A 25080-nucleotide genomic window follows, 5' to 3' on the forward strand; every position below is an offset into this window, starting at 1 on the left:
ACAAAAAACGGCCGGGAAACCCGACCGTCTTGTTTGGTATGAACCATAAGGCACACGGCGATGTGGCGATGTGGCGATCAGTTCGCCTTGTCGCGGAAGGTCTTGCGCTTCGGCTTGCCGGCGTCAGGACCTGGCTTGTCAAAGGCAGGCTTCTCAAACTTCGGCTTGTCGAAGCTCGGCTTGTCGAAGGCCGGCTTTCCCGCCTTCTTGGCCCAGGGCTTGGTCTCGGTCTTTTCGCCGCCAAAGCCGCCGGTTGCCGGCTTGGCGTCGAAATTGCGCTTCGGCTTGCCGTCCGCCTTCCAGTCCGGCTTCGGACCGGCATTGGCACTCTTGCCGGCATAGGGCTTGCGCGCGCCGCCACCAAGATCCGGGGTGCCGTCGAGCTGGGTTACGGTAATGCCCTTTTCCAGTGCACGCTTCGGGCCGATGGCGGAGACGAAACGCTCGGCCCAGTCCGCAGCGATCTGCACATAGGTCTCGTCCTGCTGCATCTTGATCGCGCCGATCTCCTGCTTGCTGATCTTGCCCATGCGGCACAGCATCGGAATGAGCCAGCGCGGCTCTGCACTCTGCTTGCGGCCGGCAGACAAAGAGAACCAGACGCTATCGCCAAACTCCTCGCGCGGCCCACGGGCATCGTCGCGCGGCGGGAAACGATTGTCCGACGGCGTGAAGGCCGGCGTGTCCATCAGGTCCTCCGGCGCGGAACGGCCGACGCGGTAGAGACGGACGAAGGCCGCGGCCACCTGTTCGGGACCATGGCGCTGCAGCAGTTCGCGCACAAAACCCTGTTCTTCCTCGCGCAACGGGTCGGTGAAGGCCGGATCGGCCAGAATCCGCTCGTCGTCGCGGTGCGTGACTTCGTCTGCCGATGGCGGCTTTGCCCAGGTCGCGGTGATCTTGGCATTCAGGAGCAGCCGCTCGGCCTTGCGGCGGGCGCTGTTCGGCACGATCAGCGCGCTTACGCCCTTCTGGCCGGCACGACCGGTACGACCGCTGCGGTGCAGAAGGGTTTCCGGATTGGTCGGCAGGTCGGCATGGATGACGAGTTCGAGCCCCGGCAAATCGATACCGCGGGCCGCAACGTCGGTTGCGATGCAGACGCGGGCGCGGCCATCGCGCATCGCCTGCAGCGCGTGGGTGCGCTCGTTCTGGCTGAGTTCGCCGGACATGGCAACGACAGAGAAACCGCGATTGTTGAAACGCGCCGTCAGGTGGTTGACGGCCGCACGGGTCGAGCAGAACACCAGCGCGTTCTTGGCCTCGTAGAATCGCAGGACGTTGATGATCGCATTTTCGCGATCGGCCGGCGCGACGGTCAAAGCGCGGTATTCGATATCGACATGCTGCTTCTGCTCGGCCGAGGTCGAGACACGCACGGCATTGCGCTGATAGCTCTTGGCCAGCGTCGCAATCGACTTGGGAACCGTGGCCGAAAACATCAGCGTGCGGCGCTCGGTGGGGGCTGCGTCGAGCAGGAATTCGAGATCCTCGCGGAAGCCCAGATCGAGCATTTCGTCGGCCTCATCCAGCACCACCGCGCGCAGTTGCGACATGTCGAGCGCATTGCGGCGCACATGGTCGCACAGCCGTCCCGGCGTGCCCACAACGATATGGGCACCGCGATCCAGCGCGCGCCGCTCGTTGCGCATGTCCATGCCGCCAACGCAGGAAACCACGACCGCACCGGTCAGTTCGTAGAGCCATTCCAGCTCACGGGTCACCTGCAGCGCCAGTTCACGGGTCGGGGCAACGCACAGCGCCAGAGGCGCACCGGCGCCCTTGAAGCGCTCGGCGCCATCCAGCAGCGTCGGCGCGAGCGCCAGGCCGAAGGCCACGGTCTTGCCCGATCCCGTCTGCGCCGACACCAGGGCATCGGCACCATCCAGCTCGGGCGCGATCACGGCCTTCTGCACCGGTGTCAGCTCGGTATAACCGCGTTTGGTCAATGCCTGGGCGATCGCCGGAACGATGCCTTCGAAATCTGTCATGTGTTTGTCTCTCGGAATTCTGGTTTCGTGCGCCCGATGCGGGTCAAGGTGGCGCAGTAAACCGCGGCCAACACGTCGCGGGCCAATACATTGAGGCGGTACATACTGCCCATCGGTGCAATTGTACAGGGGTTGCCGGAATGGCGGTTAACAAGCGCAGGATCCGGGCGCTGGAATCGGCGATGGGGGCGGCATCGCAAACGCAAATCGCCCGGCCTGCAGGTGCGGCCGGGCGATGTTCATCCCTTGCGAAACCGAAGCCGGATCAGCTTTGCAGTCGCGGGCTCCTGACAACCTTGTTGAACAGTGCCTTCATCGCCGCCTCGATACCCTGCGTCGGGCTGACTTCGAAAAACAGGCCCGGCGAAGCGCAGGACTGCATGCGCGTGCTGATCTCAGACTGGAACGGCTTGATCCAGCTGTTATACCAGTCGTTGTTCGGCAATGGCAGGTAGGTTGTATAGAGCACTGCGATCTTGATGCCACGATTCTTGAGCGCGGTGCAGTAGGTGAGATCGATCGGCTCCTGACAGCGGCTGCCCGTCAGCCTTTTTGTACAACCCTTGGGCTTGTAACTATCGCCGACACCATCGGAGACGAAGTAGACAATTTTTTCCGGGCTTGCCGAGCTGGTACCGTTTCCGGGGGCGGTTATTTCATCGCTGATTTTCGTCAGCACGTTGTCGAAGCTCGTCTGCTGGTCGTTGTTGTAGCCCTGGAATGGAATACTCATCAGCTTGATGTTTTGTGTCCCGTTCTTCACAGTCGACAGGTTGCTGCTCAGATCGGCAACCTTGAGAAGCTTCACGTCCATGGCGGTTTCGCCGAACGTATAGGCCGCCATGCGGAACTGGTTCGAATAGCTTTGCGTCTTTGTGGCTTCCTCGGTCAATGCAGCGACCGCCTTTGCGACAACGTCGATGCGGATCGTCGCACCCACATTGCGGGCGACGAAGTAGTTGCTCGTCTTGTCCTCCACACCTTTTTCCGAAACGATATGACAGGCGAAGGCGCAGTTCTTGGAGCCTGGATCCTTGACGTTCTTGGTGGCTTTGATCAGTTTGTCGACATCGGCCGGCGTCGCACCGACGCCCATCGAAGGCGTGTTGTCGAGCAGCATGTAGAAGTCCATGAAGGACTGCGTCTGGTAGACGGCCACCGCCTTGCCGGAAACCTTGATGCTGTCCTTGCCGATCACGTGCAGGAGGCTGGTCTTGATCGCTATTTCATAGGTCAGTTCCGCCCTCAGATCCTTTCCGGTCTTCGTGACCGAGATGGTGACGTTGCGCTCGTTGACGTCGAGATCGGAATCGGCACCCTCCGGCTCACCAGCAATCCCCATTTTCTTCTCCGGCTCACCGTCACCGCCCGAAGCGTGTGCAAGCTGCGCCGCAAACAGGTTGAGGCCCTCTTTTTCACTGAGCTTGACCACGCCGTCGCCGGACATGTTGATCGCCTCGAGCATGCCGGCCGACTTTTCTGACAAGGCACCGATGACCGCCGCGTCTGCAGCGTTCTGCAACTCGGATCGCAACTGCATGGCGCGCGTAAAATCGATGGCCATGCCGGCCATGCCGAGGATCGGAACGATCGCAACGGCGGCCAGAATGCCGAAGTTGCCCGATTTGTCTTTCAGAAGTTTTTTCAACATGCGCGTCACAATCCCTCAATCTATCAGAAGCTGGCGCTGCTCCCGGCACTGTTTTTCTTTGGAGAGACTCTAACCGCGATGCGATAATCGCCGGTAAATTACAAAGGTTAACGAGCCACAAATGCGAACGACACCGCATCACTGTTCGAAATTTTAAAACAATGGTTCCCCATCAACTAAAGTCATCTTGAAAATTTGAGGCAAATCCGGTCAGTCCCCCGCCGACCCGCACCCTACGACAGGGCAATCGCATGGCGACGGCCGGTTGCGGCCGCGTCGGGAAAAAGGGCACTGCTCGCTTTCGGTTTTCCGAAAAGATAGCCTTGACCTTCGCCGCAGCCCAGCATCAACAGGAAATCCTTCTGATGCTGATCCTCGATACCCTCGGCCAGCACTTTCAGGCCAAGACCGGCGGCAAGTGTCGCAACGGACCGGACAATTGCCTGGCTGGTGACATCGGTCACGAGGTTGCGAACGAAAGACTGGTCGATCTTGATCTTGTCGCAGGGAAAATTGGCGATGTAGGCGAGCGACGAATAGCCGGTGCCAAAATCGTCCAGCGCAATCTGTACACCGAGCGCCCGCAGTTCCTGCAACTGCCGCGTTAATTGATCCGTTCCCTTGAGAAATACACTCTCTGTGATTTCAATCTGCAAACGCTGTGGCGACAGGCCGGTTTCCCGCAGGATCGCCTTCACTTCGCGCGCCATGTCCCCTTTTGCAAACTGGATTGGCGAAACATTCACGGCGACGCTCACATGCGCGGGCCAGGAGAGGGCCGCGCGGCAGGATTCTTCCAGAACCCAGCGTCCCAGTTCTGTTATGAAGCCGTTCGCTTCGGCAATACTGACGAAATCCAGCGGCGAGACCATGCCGAGCCTGCGGTGCTGCCACCGGATCAGCGCTTCGGCCCCGATCAGCTGGCCGGAGGAAAGATCAACCTGCTCCTGGAAGGTCAGGAAGAACTCTCCCGTCTGCAGCGCCTGCCGCATGTCCCCTTCCAGAATGCGCAACCGCGCCCGCTTTCCGGCAGAGACCGGATCGTAGATCGAATAGCCGGTGCCGGTGGTCTTGCAGGCCGTCTCCAGCGCGATTTCTGCCGCCTCCACAAGTCCGGCGGCGGCGCTCTCGCCAGCGTTTCCACCGCAGACACCGACGCGCGCACCGATCGAGACGCTCGATTGTTGCATGTCAAAAGGTTTCGCAAAGGCGGCAATGAGGTTTTCGGCAAAACCATCGACATCGGAGACAGAGGCAACGGCAAGATCGACAGCAACGCAGAAGACATCGCTGCCGAGGCGGCTGACATGGCGGATCGCAGGGTCGGCGCCTTTCAGGCGGGCGGCAACAGACCGGAGCAGCGCATCGCCGACATCCCGGCCGAGCGTTGCGTTCACAACGGCAAAGCGATGGATATTGATGGCGCAGACCGTCCACGCGCGGCCCGGTTCGAGCTCCATGCGGCGGATCAGTGCCCCGCGGTAAAGCGTATCCGTCAGTTCGTCATATTCGGAGAGATATTCCAGCTGCTTTTCGTATTGCCGCTTCTTCGTCATGTCACGCACCGTCAGGCAGGCGATACAGGCGTTTTCAGCCTGCTCTTCGTCGCTGGCATCCACTTCCAGCAGAGAGACTGTGATGCGGCATTCCAGAATACGCAGCTCTCCCTCAACGAAAATGCTCAATTCTTCCGGTTCAAGCGATCGTCTATCGTCTGCCCGGTTCATCCTCAGGGCTTTATCGACAAGCCGAGCGAGGCCGGGCGGTGCGACATCCCGAAAATTCGCCCCCGGCACGACGACATAGTCGGCGCCGAGAATCGACCGGGTCGTCGCGCTGGCATTGATCACCTGGCCGCTGGGGTCCACGACAATCACGGCATCGGCGCTGTCGCTGATGACCTGCTGCAGGAGGCGATCGGAATTGCGGGTCCTGATGCCGGCAAGCTTCGCCACCCAGTAGCTGAGATCGAGTTCGACGAGAAAACACAAAAGACCGACAGCGACAATCATCAGGTGCAGCAGGGTGGATGGCAGCACCATCGCCCAGTAGGTCTGCAGCGCGAGGGCGACCGTCTCGAGCACCAGGCTTACGAGGATGAGCCCGGCAAACACCGCCCGCAGCGACAGATGCTGCGCCCAGACAAGAACCATCAGCAACACGAGGACAGGAGCGATAGCAAGCGCAACCGATGTCGGCTCGATAGTCTGCAGGGCCCTGTTCTGCGCCAGCGTTTCGGCAGCGAGAAGATGCAGCATGGGACCGCTGATCACACCATGCACCGGGACTGAAAAGACATCTTTCAATTCCGTTGCATAAGCGCCGATCACGACCGAACGGCCACGGAACGACGCTTCAGGCACCACCCCCGCGAGCACGTCGGCGATGGAAAATGTCGGTACGGTCTGGGGATCGATCGAAAAATCGATGGCGAACTCGCCGGGGGTTGCGAAGTCCAGCCCGGTCATGACCGTCGGCACGGAGGAAAGCACCGCGCCATCGATCTCTTCGGCAACCGCAAAGCGGCGGACATGGGCATCGCGGTCGGGACGCACCGTGGCTGTCGCAAGCCATGCGTTCTGTGCAAACAGGGGCAAAGGCCGGGAGATCGCCAGGGATGCCTGATTTCGGTCCGCAGCGGCATGCTGCAGAAACACGGGGAGAATGACGCCACCGCCGGCCTTTTCGAGGGCGTCTGCAAGGCGTTCATCGGCCGCGGCCGTGGAGCGCGCGCTGAAGTCGATATCGATGAAGATATCGTTGACACCGGTGGCGACGAGTTTGTCGACGACGTCAGCGTATATCGTCCTCGGCCAGGGCCAGACGCCCACAGCATCGAGACTTTTCTTGTCGATGGCGAGAAAGACGAACTTGCCGGATGCAGGTCGCAGCACATTTGCGGACCGCCATTCCGTCAGCAGATTGTCAGTGCTGGTAAGGAAGGAAAACGAAGGCAGCACGATCGGCACCGAAAGAAGCAGCAACGCGGCAGCAATCGGGAACTTGCTGGCCCGCCCGATCCAAATGCGCAATCCAGCAGAAATTCGGGAAAACCAGACCCTTGACATCAACCGGCGTCGCCACGGCGTTCAGCCGGCAAACGTCCGTCGGCGAATTCAACGGCTGAAACAGACCCGTGCAGTTTTGCGGCTCTGTCCTTCTTGACGGGCTTATCCTTGTCACCCTTGCCGGGCTTGTCCTTGTCACCCTTGCCGGGCTTGTCCTTGTCGTCCTTGCCGGGCTTGTCCTTGTCGCCCTCGCCGGGCTCGTCCTTGTCGCCCTTGCCGGGCTTGTCCTTGTCGCCCTTGCCAGGCTTGTCCTTGTCGCCCTTGCCGGGCTTGTCCTTGTCACCCTTGCCAGGCTTGTCCTTGTCACCCTTGCCGGGCTTGTCCTTGTCGCCCTTGCCAGGCTTGTCCTTGTCACCCTTGCCAGGCTTGTCCTTGTCGCCCTTGCCAGGCTTGTCCTTGGACCTGTTGTCCCTGTCGCTGTCGGACTTGCCGAGCCTGTCCTTATCGCTCTTGCCGTTGTCGGCCTTCGTGTCCTTGCTCTTCTCCGATTTGCCTTTTGCCGTCGGGCTCTGGCCATCGGTCGTCTGTTTCGCATTTTTGGTGCTGTTGCCGACCAACTCATCCCGGTTCGGGACACGCGTTTTTACCGGTGCGACTGTCTTGACGATATCTTTCGGACCAATGCCTTCAACCTTCAAAGGCGAAGGATCGGCGGGATCAACGAAGACGCTTTGCCCGGGCCTGACATGAACGCGCTGTCCGCTGGCAAGCGCCGTCACTTCGACCAACCCGCGCGAAACATCAATCGACGCGGTCTTGCGGCTCACATGAATTTCAAAACGCGTCCCTTTAACGACGGCTGCAAGGAACGGTGTCTGCACAGACGTGTGGGGCCTGTTGCGGGTCTCGATATTGAAGACCAGCGTGCCATAGGGTTGATAGACGTCGGTCTGGCGATTTGTCCCGCCATGGGTATGCACGGAAGCCATGCTGTTGGGTTGAAACGCGATGTTTTCCGCGCCGCGGGCCAGCACCAGGCGCCCGCGCGGCCCCGTGGAGACCCAGGCCTTGTTGGGAATGACAAGCCCGGTTTCGACGGGCATCCAGCTGTGCCTGTCGATCGTGTAACGGACCTGCTGCGTTGTCTTGACGACGACCCAGTCCGAAGCAGATGCGGACAGCGGCCAGCAAAGGCTGGCAAGAACGAAGAGACACAATTTGAATATATTCGGCATGATAGGCTCCATTCAGGGCCGCCTTGCCTAAATGCTCTCTAATATTTCCTGAATCGGTGGAAAGGGCGCGATTTCATCGCTAAATTTCCCTTAACATCACCGCATCCAGGCCGCTTCTCACCGAAACCATAGCGCAATCCGATCCGATGCCGACCAACCGATCGGGCCCGTCAGGGAAGCCGCGCCAGTTTTCCTTCTTCGGCCTTGTAGAAGAACTGGCTGGCGACCAGCCAGCCCTTCAGCGGGCGAAGCGGTGGAATACAGGTCGCAAGCATGAACGGTCCGGTCACCAGCAAGTGAACCCAGAGCGGCACGCTGTATTGCACTTCCAGCCAGACGCCGAGTAGCACGCTGGGAACACACGCAAAGCAGATCACGAAAAAGGCCGGACCATCCGCCGGATCGGCGAAGGCATAGTCAAGCCCGCAGACCTCGCAATGCGGCTTCAGGGTGAGGAAACCATTGAACATGTGCCCCTGCCCGCATTGGGGGCAGCGCCCCTTGAGGCCAGTCTGGAGCGGAGAGAGCGGCGGCCATTCAGTTTCCATCGAGTGATCACTTTCATATCGGTCTGTGCGAGGATCAGAGACTACCATCAACAGATGGCATTGAATGCATACAATATGCACTACATTCTCAAATATTGAATGCCAATTTGTCAGATTGACGCACATGATCGGGCGTCCAATGCCTTATAGGGGACGAGACCGCCATCATCAGACAGGCGCAATGGACAACCACACCTATATTGACTGCATATTGTAGCGGGAAGCTCGACTATGAGGGGATGCCGCAAGGTGACGCCGGAACTGGCTGTGATCAATCGTCCCGCGGAAATCCTGTGCAAAGGACTTGCCCGCGCCCTTGCCCCCGGAGGATAGTGCACAGGCAACAGCGGCGACACGGGGGACGGGATATGCGCAAACTGCCGGCACTTTCGGCGATGAAGGTGTTCGAGGTCGTCGGTCAGACCCGCAGTTTTACACGCGCCGCAGATCGGCTGAACCTGACCCAGAGCGCCGTCTCCCGGCAGGTGCGCAATCTCGAGGAGCAGTTGGGCGAACCGCTGCTGATCCGCCACCACCACCATCTCGAACTGACACCATCAGGCGCCGAATTGCTGGCGACGCTGCAAAAGGCCTTCCACACGGTCGAACTCACCGTTCGCGGCATCATGGAAAAGCGCAATCGCAACCGGCTGCGCATCAATGTACCGCCGACCTTTGCCAAGCGCTGGCTTATGCCGAGGCTGAAAAGCCTGCGCACGGCCCTGCCCGATATCGAGATCAGCATCGGCACCGACCTTGAGGACAGCCTCGCCGAGCGCGGCCTTCTCGACTGCGCCATCCGGTTCGGCGATGGCGAATGGCCGATGCTGAAATCGCGCATCCTGATGACCGAGCGACACATCGCTGTCTGCGCCCCGGACTTGCTGACCGATGGACAGCCCTCTGAACCAGTCGACCTCTCGCGCTTCACGTTCCTGCATGTGCTGTCCTCCGGCGATCGGCGCTACCTCACCTGGCAGCACTGGCTGGATGCCGCCGGTCTCAGCGACACGGACACACGCGGCGGATTGGAATTTGACCTGCTCGACATGGCGATCGAAGCCGCCTGCGATGGGCTGGGCGTGGCGGTGGTCGACCGCGTCATGGTCGATCGCCAGTTGCGCAGCGGGCAATTGGTGCAGGTCATGGATGTCGAGGTCGAGGGCCACGAATCCTACTGGCTGGTGACACGCCCGGAACAGCAGGACAGCGCCCATGTCCAGGCGTTCCGCCACTGGCTCCTTTCCGAAGTCGTCAGCGGAACCGGGCCCGTGCCGATCGCCGGGGCCGCATACTAGAGCATTCCGTTTTGGAATGCTTTCCCCGACAAGAACGCGCTTGCGAAGCACCTGTGATCGCGTTCCTATTCATGAACGGTGATCCACGCTGTCTGTCCGACAGAAAAAGTCGCCGCTCAAGGGAGCCTGACTGCACATGACCGAGCATCGCAATTTCATCGGCGGCCAGTTCGTCGCAACGCCGGCTCTGGCGACCATCGACGTTCGCAATCCAGCCACGGGCGCGGTGTTTGCCAGCGTTCCCGCCGCAAGCGAGACCGATGTCCTGCAGGCGGTGGACCTTGCCGCCGCGGCACAAAAGACCTGGCGGAAACTGCCGGCGATCGAGCGTGGCAATGCGCTGCGCCGGCTGGCCGATTGCAACGAGCGCAATGCCGCAACGATCGGGCAAGCGCTGGCCCGCGAATCCGGCAAGAGCCTTGCGGATGCCACCTCCGAGGCGATCTACGGCGTCGAACTGATGCGCTACCATGCCGAATGGGCACGCCGCATCGACGGCGAAGTGATCGAAAGCGATACGCAGGACGAGACGCTGATGCTGATGCGGGCGCCGATCGGCGTCGTCGCCTGCCTCATTCCCTTCAATTTCCCGATCTACACGCTGGTGCGCAAGATCGCGCCGGCGCTGATCACCGGCAATGCCGTGGTCGTGCGTCCGAGCAACACGACGCCGACCTCGGCCTTCGCCTTTGCGCAGTGCATTCTGGAAGCGGATCTTCCGGCCGGCCTCGTCAGCATCATGACCATGACGCATGAAACCGCACGCGTGATGTGCACCGCACCGGCCGTCGGCATGATCACCCTGACGGGCAGCGTCGCAGCCGGCCAGACCGTGCTCGACTATTGCAAGACCAACATCGCAAAACCCTCTCTCGAACTCGGCGGCAAGACGCCTGTCATCGTCGAGCCGGATGCCGATCTGGACGTTGTCGCCCGCATGGTTCTGGCCGCCAAGACCGCCCATTGCGGCCAGGTCTGCACCTCGGTCGAACGGCTCTATGTCCACCGCTCCGTAGAGAACGCGCTCATCGAAAGACTGCGTGCCGGCTTTGCCGCCCGTCTTTTTGCCGATCGGTCGATCAACGCCGACAGCATGGGGCCGCTTGCCAACCTGGCCGCGCGCGACCGCATTCATGCCATGGTGGAGCGCGCCGCGGCCGAGGGCGCGGTGCTCGAGACCGGCGGCTTTATCCCTGAAGGCAACGGCTATTTCTACCCGCCGACCCTTCTCACCAGCTGCCGCCAGGCCATGGAGATCGTCCGCGAGGAGGTCTTCGGCCCGGTTCTCGCCGTCATCGCCTACGATACGTTCGACGAGGCCCTGGCGCTGGCCAGCGACCACCAGTTCGGCCTTGCCTCCGTGCTCTTCACCGAAAACTACCGCAAGGCCATGAGGGCGGCGAACGAGATCGAGGCGGGCGAACTCTACATCAACCGTTTCCCGGCCGATCCCTATCAGGGCTATCACGCCGGCTGGAAGAAATCCGGCCTCGGCGGCGATGACGGCAAACACGGCATGCTGGAATTCACCCAGACCCGCCTCGTCATCCTGAATCATTGACCTGCACAAGCCATCGGAGACCGCCATGAAGATCGCCGCGCTCAAGACCCACGTCGTCGCCGTTCCGCCACCGCATGTCGGCGGCATGTACTGGATCTTTGTGGAACTCGAAACCGCCTGTGGCATCAAGGGTGTCGGCGAAATCTACGCGACATCCTTCCATCCGACCGCCCTGGCGCCGCTGATCGACGACGTGTTCCAGCGCTACCTGCTCGACCATGACCCGCACCAGATCGAGCGGTTCTGGCGGGCCGCCTATTCCAGCGGCTTCACCCAGCGTCCCGATCCGACGATGATCGGCATTGTTTCCGGTCTCGAGATTGCCTGCTGGGACATTATCGGCAAGGCGGCCGGCCGGCCGGTTGCCGACCTGATCGGCGGACCCGTGCACGACAGGCTGCGGGCCTACACCTATCTCTATCCCAAGAAAGCCGCCGGCGACTACGACTACAACGACCCGGACCTTGCCGCAGAAGAGGCCATCCGCATGGTCAAAATGGGCTTCACTGCGCTGAAATTCGACCCGGCCGGCCCCTATACAAATTACTCCGGCCATCATCTGTCACTGAGCGTCATGGCGCGCTGCGAGCTCTTCTGCGCGAAAATCCGGGAAGCCGTCGGTGACAGCGCCGACATCCTGTTCGGCACCCATGGCCAGATGGTGCCGGCCTCGGCGATCCGGCTGGCCAAGCGGCTCGAAAAATATGACCCACTCTGGTTCGAGGAACCCGTGCCTCCGGGACAAGAGGCCGCGATGGCGCAGGTCGCCCGCGCCACCTCGATCCCCGTCTCGACCGGCGAGCGGCTGACGACGAAGTACGAATTCCAGCGCGTGCTCGAAACCGGTGCCGCCTCGATCCTGCAGATGAATGTTGCCCGCGTCGGCGGCATTCTGGAGGCCAAGAAGATCGCCGGCATGGCGGAAGCCTTCTATGCCCAGATCGCACCGCATCTCTATAACGGCCCCGTCGGCGCTGCCGCCAGCATCCAGCTGGCTGCGACATCGCCGAACTTCCTGATCCACGAATCGATCATCGATTTCGGCGGTTTCCATGGCGACGTGCTGAAGACCAAGCTGGCATTCGATGACGGCTACCTGATCCCGTCGCGTGAGCCCGGTCTCGGCATCGAACTCGATCTCGACGTGATCGCGGCCAACTCCCCCTATACCGGTGAACGCCTGCACCTGCAGATGTCGTCCGAACACGCCGACGTCAAGGCGCTCACGCCGGCCAGAGGCTGATGCGCAGGCAGAGAAAGATCCTTGTGGCCGGACGGGAGCGATCATGACCCATGACTTCGTCATTGTCGGCGCCGGATCGGCCGGCTGTATCCTCGCCAGCCGCCTCAGCGAGAACGGCCGCTACAGCGTGCTACTGCTCGAGGCCGGCGGCAAGGATGATTCCTTCTGGTTCAAGATCCCGGTCGGCTACGCAAGGAGCTATTACAATCCGGCGGTCAACTGGATGTATTCGACCGAGCCGGAGCCCGAACTGTTGAACCGCCGCCTCTATGTGCCCCGCGGCAAGGTGCAGGGCGGCTCCGGCTCGATCAATGCCATGGTTTTCGTGCGCGGTGCGGCGTCGGATTTCGACGACTGGGCAAAAGCCGGCAATCCCGGCTGGGCTGCGGACGATGTGCTGCCGTTTTTCCGCAAGCTCGAAACCCATGCCAAGGGCGCGTCCGACTGGCATGGCGGCGACGGACCGATCCACGTCACGCCGATGCGCGGCATGACCCATCCGGTGAGCGACGCCTTTCTTGAGGCCTGCAGTGAGTTGCAGCTGCCGCTCAACCCTGATTTCAATGGCGCCGCGATCGAAGGCGCGGGCGTCTACGACATCAACACCCGCAAGGGCCAGCGCTCGCATTCCAGCGCCGAATATCTGCGCCCGGCCCTGAAGCGGGCCAATCTGTCGATCGAGCGTCACGCAATTGCCGAACGGCTGGTTTTTGCCGATGATGGTCGCGTCACCGGCGTCGAGGTGCGCCAGAACGGCGCCATCAAGACCTTTTCCGCCCGCTGCGAGGTGATCGTCGCAACAGGCGCGGTCGCCACGCCGAAACTGCTGCAGCTCTCCGGGCTCGGCAACGGCGCCAGCTTGACCGCGGCCGGCATTGCGACCCGCCGTCACCTGCCCGCCGTCGGCGCCAATCTGCAGGATCACCTCTGCGCCAGCTTTTATTACCGTGCCAACCGGCCGACCCTGAACGGAAGTTTCGCCAGCCTGTTCGGTCAGGCGGCCCTCGGCCTGCAATATGTGCTGACCCGCAAGGGGCCGTTTGCCATGAGCGTCAACCAGGCCGGTGGCTTCTTTCGAGGTCGACCGGACGAACAGCGGCCGAACATCCAGCTCTATTTCAATCCGCTCTCCTATCGCATCCCCAACAACCCGAAAGCCGGGCTTTTGCCGGAACCCTATCCGGGCTTCCTGATCGCCTTCAATTCCTGCCGCCCGACCAGCCGCGGCGCGGTGACGATCGCCTCGCCCGATCCCGCCGATGCACCCCTGATCCGCCCCAACTACCTGTCCACGGAACGCGACATCGACGAAATCATCCAGGGCAGCCGTCTGGTGCGCCGCATCGCCGGCGCTCCGGCGCTTGCCGCAATCACCGCGCAAGAGGTTTCCCCCTCGCCGGCCATCGACACAGACGCCGGGTTCATTGAGTATTTCCGGGAAAACTCCGGTTCGATCTACCATCTCTGCGGCACGGCGATGATGGGCCGAGATGCAGCGACCGCTGTGGTGGACAGCCGGCTGCGCGTGCACGGCGTGCAGGGTCTGCGCATCGTCGATGCCTCGGTCTTTCCGAACGTCACCGCCGGCAACATCAATGCACCGACGATGATGGTCGCCGAAAAGGGCGCCGCGATGATCCTGGAAGACGCCCTTTGAGCGCAGGATGCGGGATGGGGCTCTGCACCGGTCGCGCCTGTGCCAGGGCCCGCTGACGAAAAAAGTGAACAGCCAGCTACCAGCGGGCTAAAACGGGAGAACGGACATGCGATACGGCTTTATCGGCCTTGGACATCTCGGTGCAAATCTGGCGGGCAGCCTGCTCAAGGCGGGTTTTGACCTCACCGTCAACGACGTCGATCGCGGCAAGGCGGATGGCCTCATCGCCGCCGGCGCCGGCTGGGCACAGACGCCGGGAAGCCTTTCGGCCAGTGTCGATGCCGTCATCACCTGCCTGCCCTCGCCGGCGATCTCGGAAAAGGTCCTGGCCGGACCGGACGGCATTCTATCGGGCCTCAAACCCGGCGGCACCTGGATCGAGATGAGCACGCTCGACCAGACCGATATCGAGCGGCTGGCGACAATGGCAGCGCACAAGAGCGTCCGCATGATGGAGGCACCGGTCACCGGCGGCGTGCACAAGGCGGCATCCGGCGAGATAACCGTGATTGCCGGCGGCGATCGCGATCTCTTTGAAACCCATCTTCCGGCCCTCCAGGCCATGGGCGGCGAGATCTTTCATGCCGGCCCGCTCGGCAAGGCGGCGGTGATCAAGGTGATCACCAACATGCTCGCCTTCATTCATCTGATCGCGACCGGCGAAGCCCTGATGCTGGCCAAAAAGGGCGGCATCGACCTCACCGACGCCTTCAACATCATCAAGGCCAGTTCCGGCAACAGTTTCGTCCACGAGACGGAGGGCCAGGTGATCCTCAACGGCAGCTACAACATCAATTTCACCATGGACCTTGCGGTCAAGGACCTCGGTTTTGCGCTCGGCTTCGGCAAGCAGTTCGGCGTGCCGCTCGATCTCGCCTCGCATGCGCTGCAGACCTTCATCCGCGGACGCTCGACCTATGGCGGCAACGCCTGGTCGTCGCAGGTCGTCAAGCTGCTCGAAGACGCGGTCGGCACCGACCTGCGCGCGCCCGGCTTCCCGGCGGAACTCTGACGCCAGCAAGGCCGACAGACAGACCGCCGGGCGGGGAAGAGCGCCCCGGGTCGCAACGATGCCGGGGCAGGTTCAGTCCGGCTGGAACCGGAGCCAGAAACATCGGAGCCAGACATACTGGGGCCGGAACGGTCGGTGCTGGAAAAGTTGACGCCCGACCGGCTCAGGACGCAAACACCAGATCGCCGCCATCGCGCCGGTTCAGGGCCGCGAGGAGATCGTCCTGCGTCTGGTGGCCCATCAGAAAAAGATCGATGACCGCGCCGGCGGCGCTGACGCCCTCCTGGCTGCGCAGGCGAATGCTCCGTTCGGCGCACCAGGAGAAAAGTGCACCGGCAAGCGCATCGACATCATCGAAACGGGGTGTGACGGTCTTGAACGATGTAACGGTCTGGGACATGAAACCCTCCTGCTGGAATGAAGATGCCCCAGATTGAGACCAAGTCCTGCGTTTTGCAAAGCCGATCGCAATCCGCAGTTAATCGCTCCGCACGCCCTGTCCCGTTTCGCAACACTCTCTCAAAAGATCGTGCCGATCTGGCACAGTTTTGCCCCTTCGCCACGATTTCCGGTTGTTTCCTGGGACTTTGTCACCAGCGCGCATGGATCACCGTTCACACTTTGACGGCGAGCGATGGGCGGATCTTCGGGACGGATAGAAACAGAAATGGTGGGCCCGGAGGGCCTGCCGAATTCCAAGAAAATCAGCAGCTTAACCCCGTGTGGGACGAAGACCCCATTTTATAAAAATCAATGGCTTAGTAAAGCCGCCGTCCCACTTTTTCCGGACGTTTCCGCCCCTTCTTTCCCGGTCGTATTGCGACCAGGGAGGCGCGTATGAGCGGGGCGCGGCCATTTCGGGACGTGAAGCTGCAATGGCTTCAGCAGTTGAGCTGCGACAAGGATTTGAGCGACAGCGCACGATCCGTGGCGCTTTACGTCATCACCACGCATTTGAACGGCCACACCGAGAAGGCGTGGCCGTCCTATCAAACGATTGCCGACGCGACCGGCAAGAGCGTCAAGACCATTCAGCGCGCCGTCCGTGAACTTGAAGTCAAAGGATGGTTCGAGGTCCAGCGCGGAAATGGCGTCGGGCACAACACAGAATATCGTCCCTCAGCGGCATCGATTTTACGCGCATCGGATGCCCGTGAAAAGACGGACAAAGTTGTCACCCTTTACCCCAATGAAGGCGGTCAAAATCGTCCGCAAAGGCGGTCAGATGTGTCCAGAGAAGGGGGACAAATATGTCCACCAAACTTAGAGAAAGAAAAAATAAATAAACCTAACCCGCGCGAGGACGCCCCGCCGCGCGTCGAGACGCGGCGAGCTGTCCCGCTCGTTTTCGTAGCCGAAACCAAAACGGATCAGGTCGAGCAATGGCGCACCTGGTTGCGACGTCACGGCTTTCCGTCGATCGACGCTTTGGGCATGCGGACGTTGAAAAACGGGAAAGCAGGCTATGCCCTGCCCAGCTATTGGCCGCCGGATGAGACGAGCGCGAGTGCGCTGGATTGGATCGCTTTCTTCAGCCACCGCCGTGACCACATTGCCCATGAAACCGCCCGGCAGACGACAGTCCGGAGGGCGTCATGACGGCTGGCGATTTGAAGAGAGCAAGGCGACCCCTGTCATACGGCGAGCCGTCCGACAGGGAGCATTGTGAGGGGAGGCAGGCCTCCCCTTCAAACCCCACCAAGAGCATGCGGCGATCGCCCAAAGGCGAACTCAATGCCGTCGTGGTTTTCCGCTGCACGGCAACGGAAAAGCAGGCGCTGACCGCACGCGCGGCGCGGGCTGGTTTGCCCTTTGCCACGCTGATGCGGGAAGCGCTTGGCCTCACCGAGGCGCGCCGCCGCCGTCCGGTCCCCAAGGTGGATCCGGAGCTGGTGCGCGCCGTCGCCCGGATCGGTGGCAACCTCAACCAAATTGCGCGATGGCTGAACACGGCCCAGGCTCAGGGCCAGTTGTCCGCGATCGACGCAATCTCGGTTGCCGCCCGCCTGGTCGCGATAGAGCGGGCGCTTTCGGACACACTTGAGCAGTTCACGGCCCAGGATGGTGCGCCGTGCTGATCAAGTTCTTCCGAAACGGCCAGGGCGGCGGATCGGGACCGGTTGACTACCTGGTCGAGCGCGACGTCGTCGCTTACGACCAGAACCGCAACGCGATCCGCGACGAGCGCGGCGAGATCATGCTATTTGCTCGCGAGCCCCTGCCGGAAGTGTTGCGCGGCGACGCAGACCGCATGCGCGCGCTGATCGACGCCTGCCCGCATCAGTGGACCTATCGCGCCGGCGTCATCGCCTTCACGGCGGAGGACGCGCCGAACCCCGCCCAGCAACGGCAGGTGATGGACGCCTTCGAGAGCCTTGCCTTCGCCGGGCTCGAAGCCGACCAGCGCGATATGCTTTGGGTCCGCCACACCCACGAGGGCCGCGTCGAGCTACATTTCGTGACGCCGCGCATGGAGCTTGTGAGCGGACGCAGTCTCAACATCGCACCACCCGGCTACCAGAAACATTACGACGCCTTGCGCGATGTTCTGAACAAGGAGCACGGCTGGAACGATCCGATGGCGCCGGAGCGCGCCCGCGAGACAGTCAGCCTCATCGAAAGCGTACGGCGCGGCGATGCCCGCGAACTGATCCATGACTGGATCGTCCAGCGCGTCGAGACCGGCGAAATCTACGACCGCCCGAGCATGACCGAGGCTTTGACGGCGGCAGGGTTCGACCTGCCGCGCGCCGGCAAACATTACATCACCGTGCGCGATCCGGAGACGGACGAGCGCTGGCGTCTGAAAGGAGACCTGTTCCGTGAAGACTGGACCCGAAAGAATACCCTTGAGCGAGCGCTTGAAAGATCGGCTGGCAAGCCCAGCCGCTCCGGAAGCCGGCTCGACGCCATCGCCATCGATGAGCTTCGAGACCGATTGGAGCGAAGCCTTGAAGCGCGCGCAAGCTACAATCGTGACCGATATCCGCAGCTTCACGGACACGAACCGCCAGCACTTGAACGAGGCGCTGGCGACGACCGAGGCGGACGTGAACCGGCTTCGCTCGATGGTGCAGCCGTTCTTCCTGACCATGGGCGCGGTGGCACTGCTGATCGTCCTGTTGAGTTTCGCCGCGAGCTGGTTTTGGGCGGGCCTGATGATCGACCGCGCCCAGAGCGCCAGCCTCTGGCAGATGGGCTTGCAGGTCAACCAGACCAGCAGCGGCAAAGTCCTGACATGGGACGTCAACCGCCTTCAGCTGATCACCTGTCAGGCCGGGAGCGACAAAGCGCCATGCCTGAAGATCGTCCAGGGAGATTGACCGATGACCGAAACCACCAAACCACCGATGCCCGAGAGCCTGTCCCCGCTGGAACGCGAATTGCTGGGTTACGTCGAGACGTTGATGAACGCCTTGAGCAGCGGAACCGCGCAATTCGAGACACTGGAGAAACGCTCGACCGACATGATCGAAAATCGGCAAGCGGCTTTGGAAGGATCGCTGAAATCGCTCATCGCGTCACAGGCTACCTTCATGAACGCCTGGCTCGCCTCCGGCACTCCTTCCAGCGACACGGCCTCGACCGAGCTAGCGGAAGCGTTCGCCCTGCTGGAACAAGCCGAAGCGATGCTGGAGGCGGTCGCAGCGCCGACGTAGCAGACCGAACGCCCGCGCCCGGTCGCGGCCGCGGCCGCGTCTGATTTTCATTCCATTCGGAGTTTCGACCCATGAATTTTATCATTCAGCCCTATCGCTATGCCCTTTCCATCGCCGTTTTTGCGGCGGGTTTCCTGCTGATGGAAACAGCGCCGTTGTTCTGGCCACCCATCTACCAAAACACGCGCGCCGCGATCCTGGTGATGTTTTTCGGGTTTGCGCTGCTGACCTTAGCGGGAGACACCCAGGGCCGCATCCGCAGCGCGTCGGGCTTAGCTGTGGGGGCTGCCCTCCTTGCCGCGTCTGCTCTCGCCCTTACCGACCCGGCCATTGCGGCAGGCGTCCTGCTCGACAGCTTCAAGAGTTGGCGCAACGCCGGCTATTCCGGAATCGAAAGCATCCGAGGCATGGTCTCGACATGGCATCGTTTCACGGAGGCGCAGAAGCTGGGTTTACAAACCAGCCTTGCCATCGGTCTGCCTGTGCCCCTGCTCCTCATTTTACGCACGATCTCGATTGCCGCCCCGGCATCATCGAGCCGCATTTCCAAACAAGGCCCATGGCGCGCCCGGTGGATGAACCGGAGCGAACTGCGCCAGCTTCGCCACAACGATACGGGCTTGCCGCTCGGTCTTTCCGGCAGGGCGATGCTGCGCTATCGCCCCAATCCGAAGACGGGATGGCGCGCCGGCCACCACGTCGCCATCGCCGGCACACGCGCCGGGAAAGGCGTGTCCGTCGTCATTCCCGCAATCATCGACCATGACGGGCCAGTCGCCGTCCTCGACATCAAGGGCGAGAACTTCGCCGTGACGCGCCGATATCGGCAGGCGCTCGGCCGTCAGGTCGTGGTTCTCAATCCATTCGGCGTCATTGAGCCGTCGAAGGACCAGTTCAACCCGCTCGACTATATCCGCCAAGCGCACCTTGTTCGTGACATCGAGGTCATTGCCGAGGGACTTGTTCGACCGGAAGGCGGAAACGGTTCGCATTTCGCCGAAATGGCGAAATCGACGATCGCCGCCGTGATCGAGGTCGTCATGACTAGGCGCGCGGAAGCCGATCGCAACCTGATCACCGTCATGGACCTGCTGTTTTCCGCAGGCTTTGAAAAGACGCTGTCGGAATGGGCCAGTGCGCCGGAAACCTTCGGCACGCGCCCGGCCGCCGCCGCTGCGACCTTCCTCGCAGCCGGCGAGAACGAGCGCGGCGCAATCAAGACGACCATCAAGAAGGCCTTCGATTGGGCACGTTCCGACGAACTGCGCAGTTTCCTAAGCGCATCCACATGCTCGCTCGAAAACCTGTTCGAGGGCCGCGCCGACCTCTTCATGGTCGTGCCGCTCGACCAGGTAGACGCCCAAGCCGTCTTTCTCCGGCTCCTGACGAACATCATTCTCGGTATGGCTGTGCGCCTTGAAGGCGCGAAGAAGCCGAAAAGGAACGTGCTTCTGGTGCTGGACGAGTTTGTCCGTCTCGGCCGGATGGAAAAGCTGATCAACATCGCCAACGTCGCCGCCGGCTGCGGCATCGAGGCGCTATTCATTACACAGGACAAAGGCCAAATCGAAAGCGTCTATGGCAAGGGCGACACCGCCAGCATTCTCGGCTCCTGCGTCACCACCCGCATTTTCGGTCTCGGCCGCGCCGAGTTCGAAACCGCCAATTGGGCCGCGAACGCGCTTGGCGATCAGACGGTGCTCACCCGCACCAAACAATCAGCCGCGAAGTTCGGCGAGAGCCGCAAGACCTCAACCGCCGAACAGCGCCAGAAGCTCATGACCGTCGATCAGATCCTGGAAATGAAGACCGGTAAGATGCTGCTGCTGACGGGGTCGAAACCGCCAGCGCTGATTGACGCGATCGTGTCGCACCGGCATCCGGCATATCGGGGGAAGCTGGACCGGAATCCAATGGTGTAGTTGGTCCGCAAGGCCTCTCAATCGCTTAAGATGCGCGATCACTTCCAATCAGCGGATAGTTCACTCCCAATCTGCCGAAAATATTGGCCTCGCATCGGTCTTGTCGGGTTTTCACGATCGGGAAATTTCCCTCCCCAGGTATCATCACATGTCACTGATTTTCCCGATCGGGAAATTTTAATCGACAATGCAACTTATATCCTGCTATTTTCCCGATCGGGAACAAAAATGGCAAAACAAGTCAGAAGTCCAGCCGATATCGGCGCCCTGGTTCGCAGTACCCGCAAGGAGCAAAACTTGCGGCAGGATGAGCTTGCCGGCGTTTCGGGCGTCGGCCTCCGATTCATTGTCGATCTCGAAGCCGGCAAGCCGACAGCTCAGATCGGAAAAGTCTTGCAGGTTCTGCAAACGCTGGGGTGTTCGATTGATATTCTGGCTCCTGGAGAACGTAGAAAATGACGGTAAGAGTTCTCAATGTCTGGTGGGATGGTCGCATCGTCGGGCAATTGACACAGGACAGGCATGGCGACATCGGCTTCGCCTACATTCCAACCATGGCGTGATGACGGCAATATATGAACGCTTTCGGCCTCTATTGCGAAGCGAGTAGAGCGTTTCTCTTGTCAATAATGCGATTAGGCCGATTGAACAACAAAACAATCGAAAGAAGAGGTGTTTAGAGGCGTACAGTCATACATTGCCGTCTCTCCGGAAACTGCACATTCCGGGCTAACATAGGCAACACAGTAGTTTTCAGCTTGACCGATCATTTGATCAAGAGATCTGAGAAAACGGCTTTTCCCAGCACCATTTCATCTCATAATGATGTTCAAATTGCTCAAATTGGCGCTCCGATTTTTACACTCAGCTCTGTATGTCTCAAACCAAATCCCCATATCGATCGACTGGCGATCGGCGGCCGCCACGATCCAGCGACTGAAGCGCCCGCGCAACCATAAATTTGCACAACGCAATTTGAATGCCAGTCGCTGGATCTCGGACCTAGTCATACCGGCGGGGGAACTTGCCAATCCGAAAGCAACAAGGTACGCCCGTCTCATAGCAGTACCGGTCAAAAAGCTTGTGAATTGCTCCGAGTGGTAAGATGCTGAATGAACGAATTTCGCGTAGGAGTTTATCGAGATCTCAACGACTCGAGGTTTACGATTCGCCGAGAAGTTAGGGAATGCAATGAGTTTGGGAGCCATTGATTTATTTTGCGGAGCGGGCGGGCTTACGCATGGCCTTGAACGCGAGGGAATAGATGTTATCGCCGGTATCGACATAGACCCGATTTGCGCCTTTCCATATGAGGCAAATAATCTTTCACGCTTCGTGCTGCATGATGTCGCAAAGATCGACGCTGCGAAGTTGACGGAGGCCTGGGGGGATACGGAAGTCCGTCTACTTGCAGGCTGCGCTCCATGCCAGCCTTTTTCGAAATACACCCAGGGTAGGATGCGCGACGAACGCTGGAGCCTTCTCAATGCTTTCTCGCGGCTAATTGACGAGTGCGCACCCGAACTGGTCACCATGGAAAACGTACCTGAACTCAAGAGGCATTCAATTCACGAGGATTTCGTGTCTCAACTGAAAGCGCTCGGATACGAAGTAAGTGAGACCATCGTCGAGTGCTTGCACTACGGAATACCCCAACAGCGCAAGCGCTTGGTACTCCTGGCTTCAAAGCTGGGGCCGATAGAGTTGATTTCGGCCAGTGAATTTGGCGCTAAAGCCAGCACGGTACGCGACGTCATCGGCGATCTCCCTCCAATTGCAGCTGGTCAAGCGCACTCGTCCGACGGCCTTCACAGAAGTAGCGGCCTGTCAGAAATCAATCTACGTCGCATACAAGCGTCGCGACCGGGTGGTTCCTGGTCAGATTGGGACAAAAGCCTCGTCGCCAATTGCCACCAAAAGGAGCAGGGGAAGGGCTATCGATCCGTGTACGGTCGCATGGAGTGGGACAAACCCGCCCCGACCATAACGACACAGTCGTTTGGCTTTGGCAGTGGTCGGTTCGGCCACCCAGCGCAAGACAGGGCGCTTTCACTACGTGAGGCGGCGATGCTGCAGACTTTTCCGAAGAACTACAAGTTTGCTCCAGACGACAGGCGCGTCGAAATGAAAAACATCGGTAGGCTCATCGGTAACGCGGTTCCGGTAACCTTGGGTCAAGTCGTAGGCCGAAGCGTCATTCGCCATCTCGGCGGCCTCCAGTCAGAAGTATGAAACTAGTTCCCGGGAAGGCTGCGTAGTTGCCCCACTTTCAGTTCTCCGTTGACGCTGCATTGCTTCGCGAGCTTGGTGAGCGACTAGTTGGGCAGCCGCATATCGCGCTCGCAGAACTCATCAAGAACTCCTACGATGCGGACGCTATCGGCGTCAGCGTTACGTTCGGAACGGACACAATAACCGTCCTCGACAATGGCGACGGCATGACGAAGGAGACGTTCCGCAAATTTTGGATGCGGGTGGGTTCTCCGCACAAACAAGAAGTTCTACAGACCACGCTTGGACGCCGCCCAACAGGAAGCAAGGGGATCGGGCGACTTGCCGTGCAATTTCTTGGCAGTAACATGACACTTCGCACGACACCTTCGTCCGATACGACAAAAGAAATGATTGCGACGGTCAACTGGGCGGAGGCGACCAAAGCCAACGAACTGACGCAAGCCAAAGTAGAATACCACGTACGGCGCCGAACTGCGCCATACGCAGGGGGACAGCTACATGGCACCGAGATTACAGTCTCAATACTTAACCAGATATGGGAGAAGCCCGACCTGGAAGGGCTCGCGAGACAGATCTGGCAACTGCGCCCACCGTTCCAATCCGACTCTCCCGCCAATTTCTCGGTTTCACTCCACCATCCAGATCAAGCCTTAGAAGAAGCCTTCTCGCTTCAGCTAGGCCGCATCTTGGACATTTGGAGCGCTCGGGTTCGGGGAAAACTACTGCCCCGCAAGAAAAAAGATATCTCACGAAGGAGAACGTTTCGGCTTGTTTTGGAATTCTCAGGGGGCGAACCCGAGTCGCATGAGTATGAAATCCCTGATTGCGATATACACAAATGCAGTTTCGAAATTCGAATCTTCAGTCTCTACAACAAACAGCGCTATGGAGTGCAGGTCGAGTCGGCTCGACAGTATCTGAAAGAATATGGTGGCGTTCACATTTACGACGCTGGTTTTCACCTGCCCTACTACGGGCCTGACACTGATTGGCTGAAGACTGAAATAGATCACAGCCATAGAAAGAGCACCTCAATGCTTCTGCCGGAAGCCTTGCAGGAGCAGCGCGGGCTGAACAATCTTCCCACGATGTCGCGTGTATACGGCGTCGTAAACGTCGACACCGGACTTGAACGCAACGCAGCGATAAAGGAAAAGCGGTCGAAACTGAACGAATACCTGCAGATTCAGGCTTCGCGGGACAGACTCGTGAGCAATCCGTCCTATCGTGCGCTACGCGATGCCGTTCGATATGCACTTGATTTCTACGCGGTGCGCCAGACTGTGAGGATGAACCCTCCTCCTACCTCAAACGTCCGGCTCGGCGAGATCTCGTCCGAAAAAGTGAGGCGCGTCGAGGAAGTAATCGATAGCTATAGAGAATCAATGCCAGCGGCAGTTTATCACGCCATCTCGAATGAGGTTAAAGAGGCGGTCAAGGCATCCGAGACCGACGCTGAAAACGCCGTTAAGCAAATTGGTTTGTTGGGGGCATTGGCTACCGCAGGTATTGCGGCGCTTGCTTATGAGCATGAGGCGAGCAAACAGCTCGCCGATCTTGATCAAATTGTTCGTAGGATGAAAAGTGGGACGAGCCCGGACGTTCGAGAACTCGCTGTCTCGTTGGAAAACTGGATCAAGCGTGCCAAGCAGACCCGGGCTCTCTTCGCACCGATCAATGACAGAGAGAATAGGGAGACCAGAGCGCAGCTGCGAGCCCTCCCTCTTTTGGAGTCAATATTTTCTAATGTGCGACCGTTGCTAGCCGGAACGAAGTTCTTGGTGAGCCTTCCTGAGAGTCCGTCCGAACACTTTCTCATTTTGAACATAGCCTTCGCAGCATGAGGCGGATGGAGGCTAATTTGAGGAAGGCAAGCGCATTTCTTGACAGGTTTTCGAGGTCCTTGGCCAGTCTACGGCATCGTCCGAGCCATGTGAGAGCGGCGGTGCAAAAGTCGGCCACGGTAGCGGCGGAATAGTCCGGCTGCGGGCGGAGTAAAATCCGGCCACCTATTTCTCTTCTGCGACGAATGCAGGAGGGCTTGGGGATCTACACCGTGG

21 protein-coding genes and 1 pseudogene are annotated in these 25080 nt (G+C 60.2%); 13 read left to right on the plus strand and 9 right to left on the minus strand.

From position 1 onward, the window contains the following. Positions 1 to 77: 77 nt before the first annotated feature. From AX760_RS05935 to AX760_RS05955, 5 genes are all read right to left on the minus strand, one after another. Positions 78 to 1991, minus strand: coding sequence for a DEAD/DEAH box helicase (locus AX760_RS05935; protein ID WP_071832073.1), 1914 nt, complete (start codon positions 1989 to 1991; stop codon positions 78 to 80). Between the two features lie 265 nt (positions 1992 to 2256). After that, on the minus strand, positions 2257 to 3642 hold the full coding sequence (locus AX760_RS05940) for a TadE/TadG family type IV pilus assembly protein (RefSeq protein WP_071832074.1): 1386 nt from the start codon (positions 3640 to 3642) through the stop codon (positions 2257 to 2259). 233 nt (positions 3643 to 3875) lie between these two features. Continuing rightward, positions 3876 to 6674, minus strand: coding sequence for an EAL domain-containing protein (locus AX760_RS05945; RefSeq protein ID WP_071836348.1), 2799 nt, complete (start codon positions 6672 to 6674; stop codon positions 3876 to 3878). A gap of 35 nt (positions 6675 to 6709) precedes the next feature. Further along, the gene (locus tag AX760_RS05950) at positions 6710 to 7885 is read right to left on the minus strand and encodes a FecR domain-containing protein (RefSeq protein WP_175552020.1); all 1176 of its coding nucleotides are present in this window, start codon (positions 7883 to 7885) and stop codon (positions 6710 to 6712) included. Between the two features lie 170 nt (positions 7886 to 8055). After that, on the minus strand, positions 8056 to 8433 hold the full coding sequence (locus AX760_RS05955) for a DUF983 domain-containing protein (RefSeq protein WP_071832077.1): 378 nt from the start codon (positions 8431 to 8433) through the stop codon (positions 8056 to 8058). A gap of 368 nt (positions 8434 to 8801) precedes the next feature. Here AX760_RS05955 and AX760_RS05960 point away from each other — a divergent pair, with 368 nt between their 5' ends. From AX760_RS05960 to AX760_RS05980, 5 genes are all read left to right on the plus strand, one after another. Then, positions 8802 to 9731 carry a LysR substrate-binding domain-containing protein gene (locus tag AX760_RS05960; protein WP_210187268.1) on the plus strand — a complete coding sequence of 310 codons (930 nt, stop codon included), beginning with the start codon at positions 8802 to 8804 and terminating at the stop codon, positions 9729 to 9731. Between the two features lie 136 nt (positions 9732 to 9867). Then, a complete protein-coding gene (gene aldA, locus AX760_RS05965) occupies positions 9868 to 11292 on the plus strand; it encodes an aldehyde dehydrogenase (protein ID WP_071832078.1) in 1425 nt (474 codons plus the stop codon). Positions 11293 to 11317: 25 nt separating this feature from the next. Continuing rightward, positions 11318 to 12535 carry a mandelate racemase/muconate lactonizing enzyme family protein gene (locus tag AX760_RS05970; RefSeq protein WP_071832079.1) on the plus strand — a complete coding sequence of 406 codons (1218 nt, stop codon included), beginning with the start codon at positions 11318 to 11320 and terminating at the stop codon, positions 12533 to 12535. A gap of 43 nt (positions 12536 to 12578) precedes the next feature. Beyond that, complete coding sequence (locus AX760_RS05975) at positions 12579 to 14192, plus strand: GMC family oxidoreductase (RefSeq protein ID WP_175552021.1); 1614 nt, start codon at positions 12579 to 12581, stop codon at positions 14190 to 14192. 106 nt (positions 14193 to 14298) lie between these two features. Further along, a complete protein-coding gene (locus AX760_RS05980; protein ID WP_071832080.1) occupies positions 14299 to 15204 on the plus strand; it encodes an NAD(P)-dependent oxidoreductase in 906 nt (301 codons plus the stop codon). Between the two features lie 163 nt (positions 15205 to 15367). On the opposite strand, the gene AX760_RS05985 is transcribed toward AX760_RS05980, so the two are convergent. Beyond that, positions 15368 to 15604 (minus strand): hypothetical protein, encoded by a 237-nt coding sequence (locus AX760_RS05985; RefSeq protein ID WP_071832081.1) that lies wholly within the window; start codon positions 15602 to 15604, stop codon positions 15368 to 15370. Between the two features lie 437 nt (positions 15605 to 16041). Between AX760_RS05985 and AX760_RS05990 the strand changes: the two genes are divergently transcribed. Both AX760_RS05990 and AX760_RS05995 read left to right on the plus strand, forming a co-directional pair. Further along, the gene (locus tag AX760_RS05990) at positions 16042 to 16803 is read left to right on the plus strand and encodes a helix-turn-helix domain-containing protein (protein ID WP_071832082.1); all 762 of its coding nucleotides are present in this window, start codon (positions 16042 to 16044) and stop codon (positions 16801 to 16803) included. A 107-nt stretch (positions 16804 to 16910) separates the two neighbouring features. Next, positions 16911 to 17282, plus strand: a complete 372-nt coding sequence (locus AX760_RS05995; protein WP_071832083.1) for a MobC family plasmid mobilization relaxosome protein — start codon at positions 16911 to 16913, stop codon at positions 17280 to 17282. 122 nt (positions 17283 to 17404) lie between these two features. On the opposite strand, the gene AX760_RS27575 is transcribed toward AX760_RS05995, so the two are convergent. Both AX760_RS27575 and AX760_RS28115 read right to left on the minus strand, forming a co-directional pair. After that, entirely contained in the window at positions 17405 to 17638 is a 234-nt protein-coding gene (locus AX760_RS27575; protein WP_245294942.1) for a hypothetical protein, read from the minus strand. Positions 17639 to 17653: 15 nt separating this feature from the next. Then, complete coding sequence (locus tag AX760_RS28115; RefSeq protein ID WP_425348818.1) at positions 17654 to 18202, minus strand: hypothetical protein; 549 nt, start codon at positions 18200 to 18202, stop codon at positions 17654 to 17656. Between AX760_RS28115 and AX760_RS27585 the strand changes: the two genes are divergently transcribed. From AX760_RS27585 to AX760_RS06025, 6 genes are all read left to right on the plus strand, one after another. Next, entirely contained in the window at positions 18180 to 18527 is a 348-nt protein-coding gene (locus tag AX760_RS27585; protein ID WP_245294943.1) for a hypothetical protein, read from the plus strand. The genes AX760_RS28115 and AX760_RS27585 overlap by 23 nt on opposite strands. 3 nt (positions 18528 to 18530) lie before the next feature. Continuing rightward, on the plus strand, positions 18531 to 18863 hold the full coding sequence (locus AX760_RS27590) for a hypothetical protein (protein WP_245294944.1): 333 nt from the start codon (positions 18531 to 18533) through the stop codon (positions 18861 to 18863). A 71-nt stretch (positions 18864 to 18934) separates the two neighbouring features. Further along, positions 18935 to 20785, plus strand: a complete 1851-nt coding sequence (locus AX760_RS06005; RefSeq protein ID WP_071832085.1) for a type IV secretory system conjugative DNA transfer family protein — start codon at positions 18935 to 18937, stop codon at positions 20783 to 20785. A 228-nt stretch (positions 20786 to 21013) separates the two neighbouring features. Further along, entirely contained in the window at positions 21014 to 21244 is a 231-nt protein-coding gene (locus tag AX760_RS06010; RefSeq protein ID WP_071832086.1) for a helix-turn-helix transcriptional regulator, read from the plus strand. Between the two features lie 732 nt (positions 21245 to 21976). Beyond that, positions 21977 to 23017, plus strand: a complete 1041-nt coding sequence (locus AX760_RS06020; protein ID WP_071832088.1) for a DNA cytosine methyltransferase — start codon at positions 21977 to 21979, stop codon at positions 23015 to 23017. A 26-nt stretch (positions 23018 to 23043) separates the two neighbouring features. Next, a complete protein-coding gene (locus AX760_RS06025; protein WP_071832089.1) occupies positions 23044 to 24864 on the plus strand; it encodes an ATP-binding protein in 1821 nt (606 codons plus the stop codon). Here the strand turns inward: AX760_RS06025 and AX760_RS26635 are convergent. Then, positions 24836 to 24952, minus strand: a pseudogene (locus tag AX760_RS26635) (IS5/IS1182 family transposase); the annotation flags it as partial. The gene AX760_RS06025 and the pseudogene AX760_RS26635 overlap by 29 nt on opposite strands. Positions 24953 to 25080: the final 128 nt, after the last annotated feature.

Source organism: Pararhizobium antarcticum (genome assembly GCF_001885585.1).
GTDB lineage: Bacteria > Pseudomonadota > Alphaproteobacteria > Rhizobiales > Rhizobiaceae > Pararhizobium > Pararhizobium antarcticum.

Excerpts from the sequence above, each read along its gene's own strand:
- aldA (WP_071832078.1), top strand. The coding sequence starts at position 9,868 with ATGACCGAGCATCGCAATTTCATCGGCGGCCAGTTCGTCGCAACGCCG.
- AX760_RS27590 (WP_245294944.1), top strand. The coding sequence starts at position 18,531 with ATGACCGAAACCACCAAACCACCGATGCCCGAGAGCCTGTCCCCGCTG.
- AX760_RS06010 (WP_071832086.1), top strand. The coding sequence starts at position 21,014 with ATGGCAAAACAAGTCAGAAGTCCAGCCGATATCGGCGCCCTGGTTCGC.
- AX760_RS05990 (WP_071832082.1), top strand. The coding sequence starts at position 16,042 with ATGAGCGGGGCGCGGCCATTTCGGGACGTGAAGCTGCAATGGCTTCAG.
- AX760_RS05985 (WP_071832081.1), bottom strand. The coding sequence starts at position 15,604 with ATGTCCCAGACCGTTACATCGTTCAAGACCGTCACACCCCGTTTCGAT.
- AX760_RS05935 (WP_071832073.1), bottom strand. The coding sequence starts at position 1,991 with ATGACAGATTTCGAAGGCATCGTTCCGGCGATCGCCCAGGCATTGACC.
- AX760_RS06005 (WP_071832085.1), top strand. The coding sequence starts at position 18,935 with ATGAATTTTATCATTCAGCCCTATCGCTATGCCCTTTCCATCGCCGTT.
- AX760_RS06020 (WP_071832088.1), top strand. The coding sequence starts at position 21,977 with ATGAGTTTGGGAGCCATTGATTTATTTTGCGGAGCGGGCGGGCTTACG.
- AX760_RS05955 (WP_071832077.1), bottom strand. The coding sequence starts at position 8,433 with ATGGAAACTGAATGGCCGCCGCTCTCTCCGCTCCAGACTGGCCTCAAG.
- AX760_RS05980 (WP_071832080.1), top strand. The coding sequence starts at position 14,299 with ATGCGATACGGCTTTATCGGCCTTGGACATCTCGGTGCAAATCTGGCG.
- AX760_RS05950 (WP_175552020.1), bottom strand. The coding sequence starts at position 7,885 with ATGCCGAATATATTCAAATTGTGTCTCTTCGTTCTTGCCAGCCTTTGC.
- AX760_RS05995 (WP_071832083.1), top strand. The coding sequence starts at position 16,911 with ATGCGGCGATCGCCCAAAGGCGAACTCAATGCCGTCGTGGTTTTCCGC.
- AX760_RS05970 (WP_071832079.1), top strand. The coding sequence starts at position 11,318 with ATGAAGATCGCCGCGCTCAAGACCCACGTCGTCGCCGTTCCGCCACCG.
- AX760_RS05975 (WP_175552021.1), top strand. The coding sequence starts at position 12,579 with ATGACCCATGACTTCGTCATTGTCGGCGCCGGATCGGCCGGCTGTATC.
- AX760_RS05940 (WP_071832074.1), bottom strand. The coding sequence starts at position 3,642 with ATGTTGAAAAAACTTCTGAAAGACAAATCGGGCAACTTCGGCATTCTG.
- AX760_RS05960 (WP_210187268.1), top strand. The coding sequence starts at position 8,802 with ATGCGCAAACTGCCGGCACTTTCGGCGATGAAGGTGTTCGAGGTCGTC.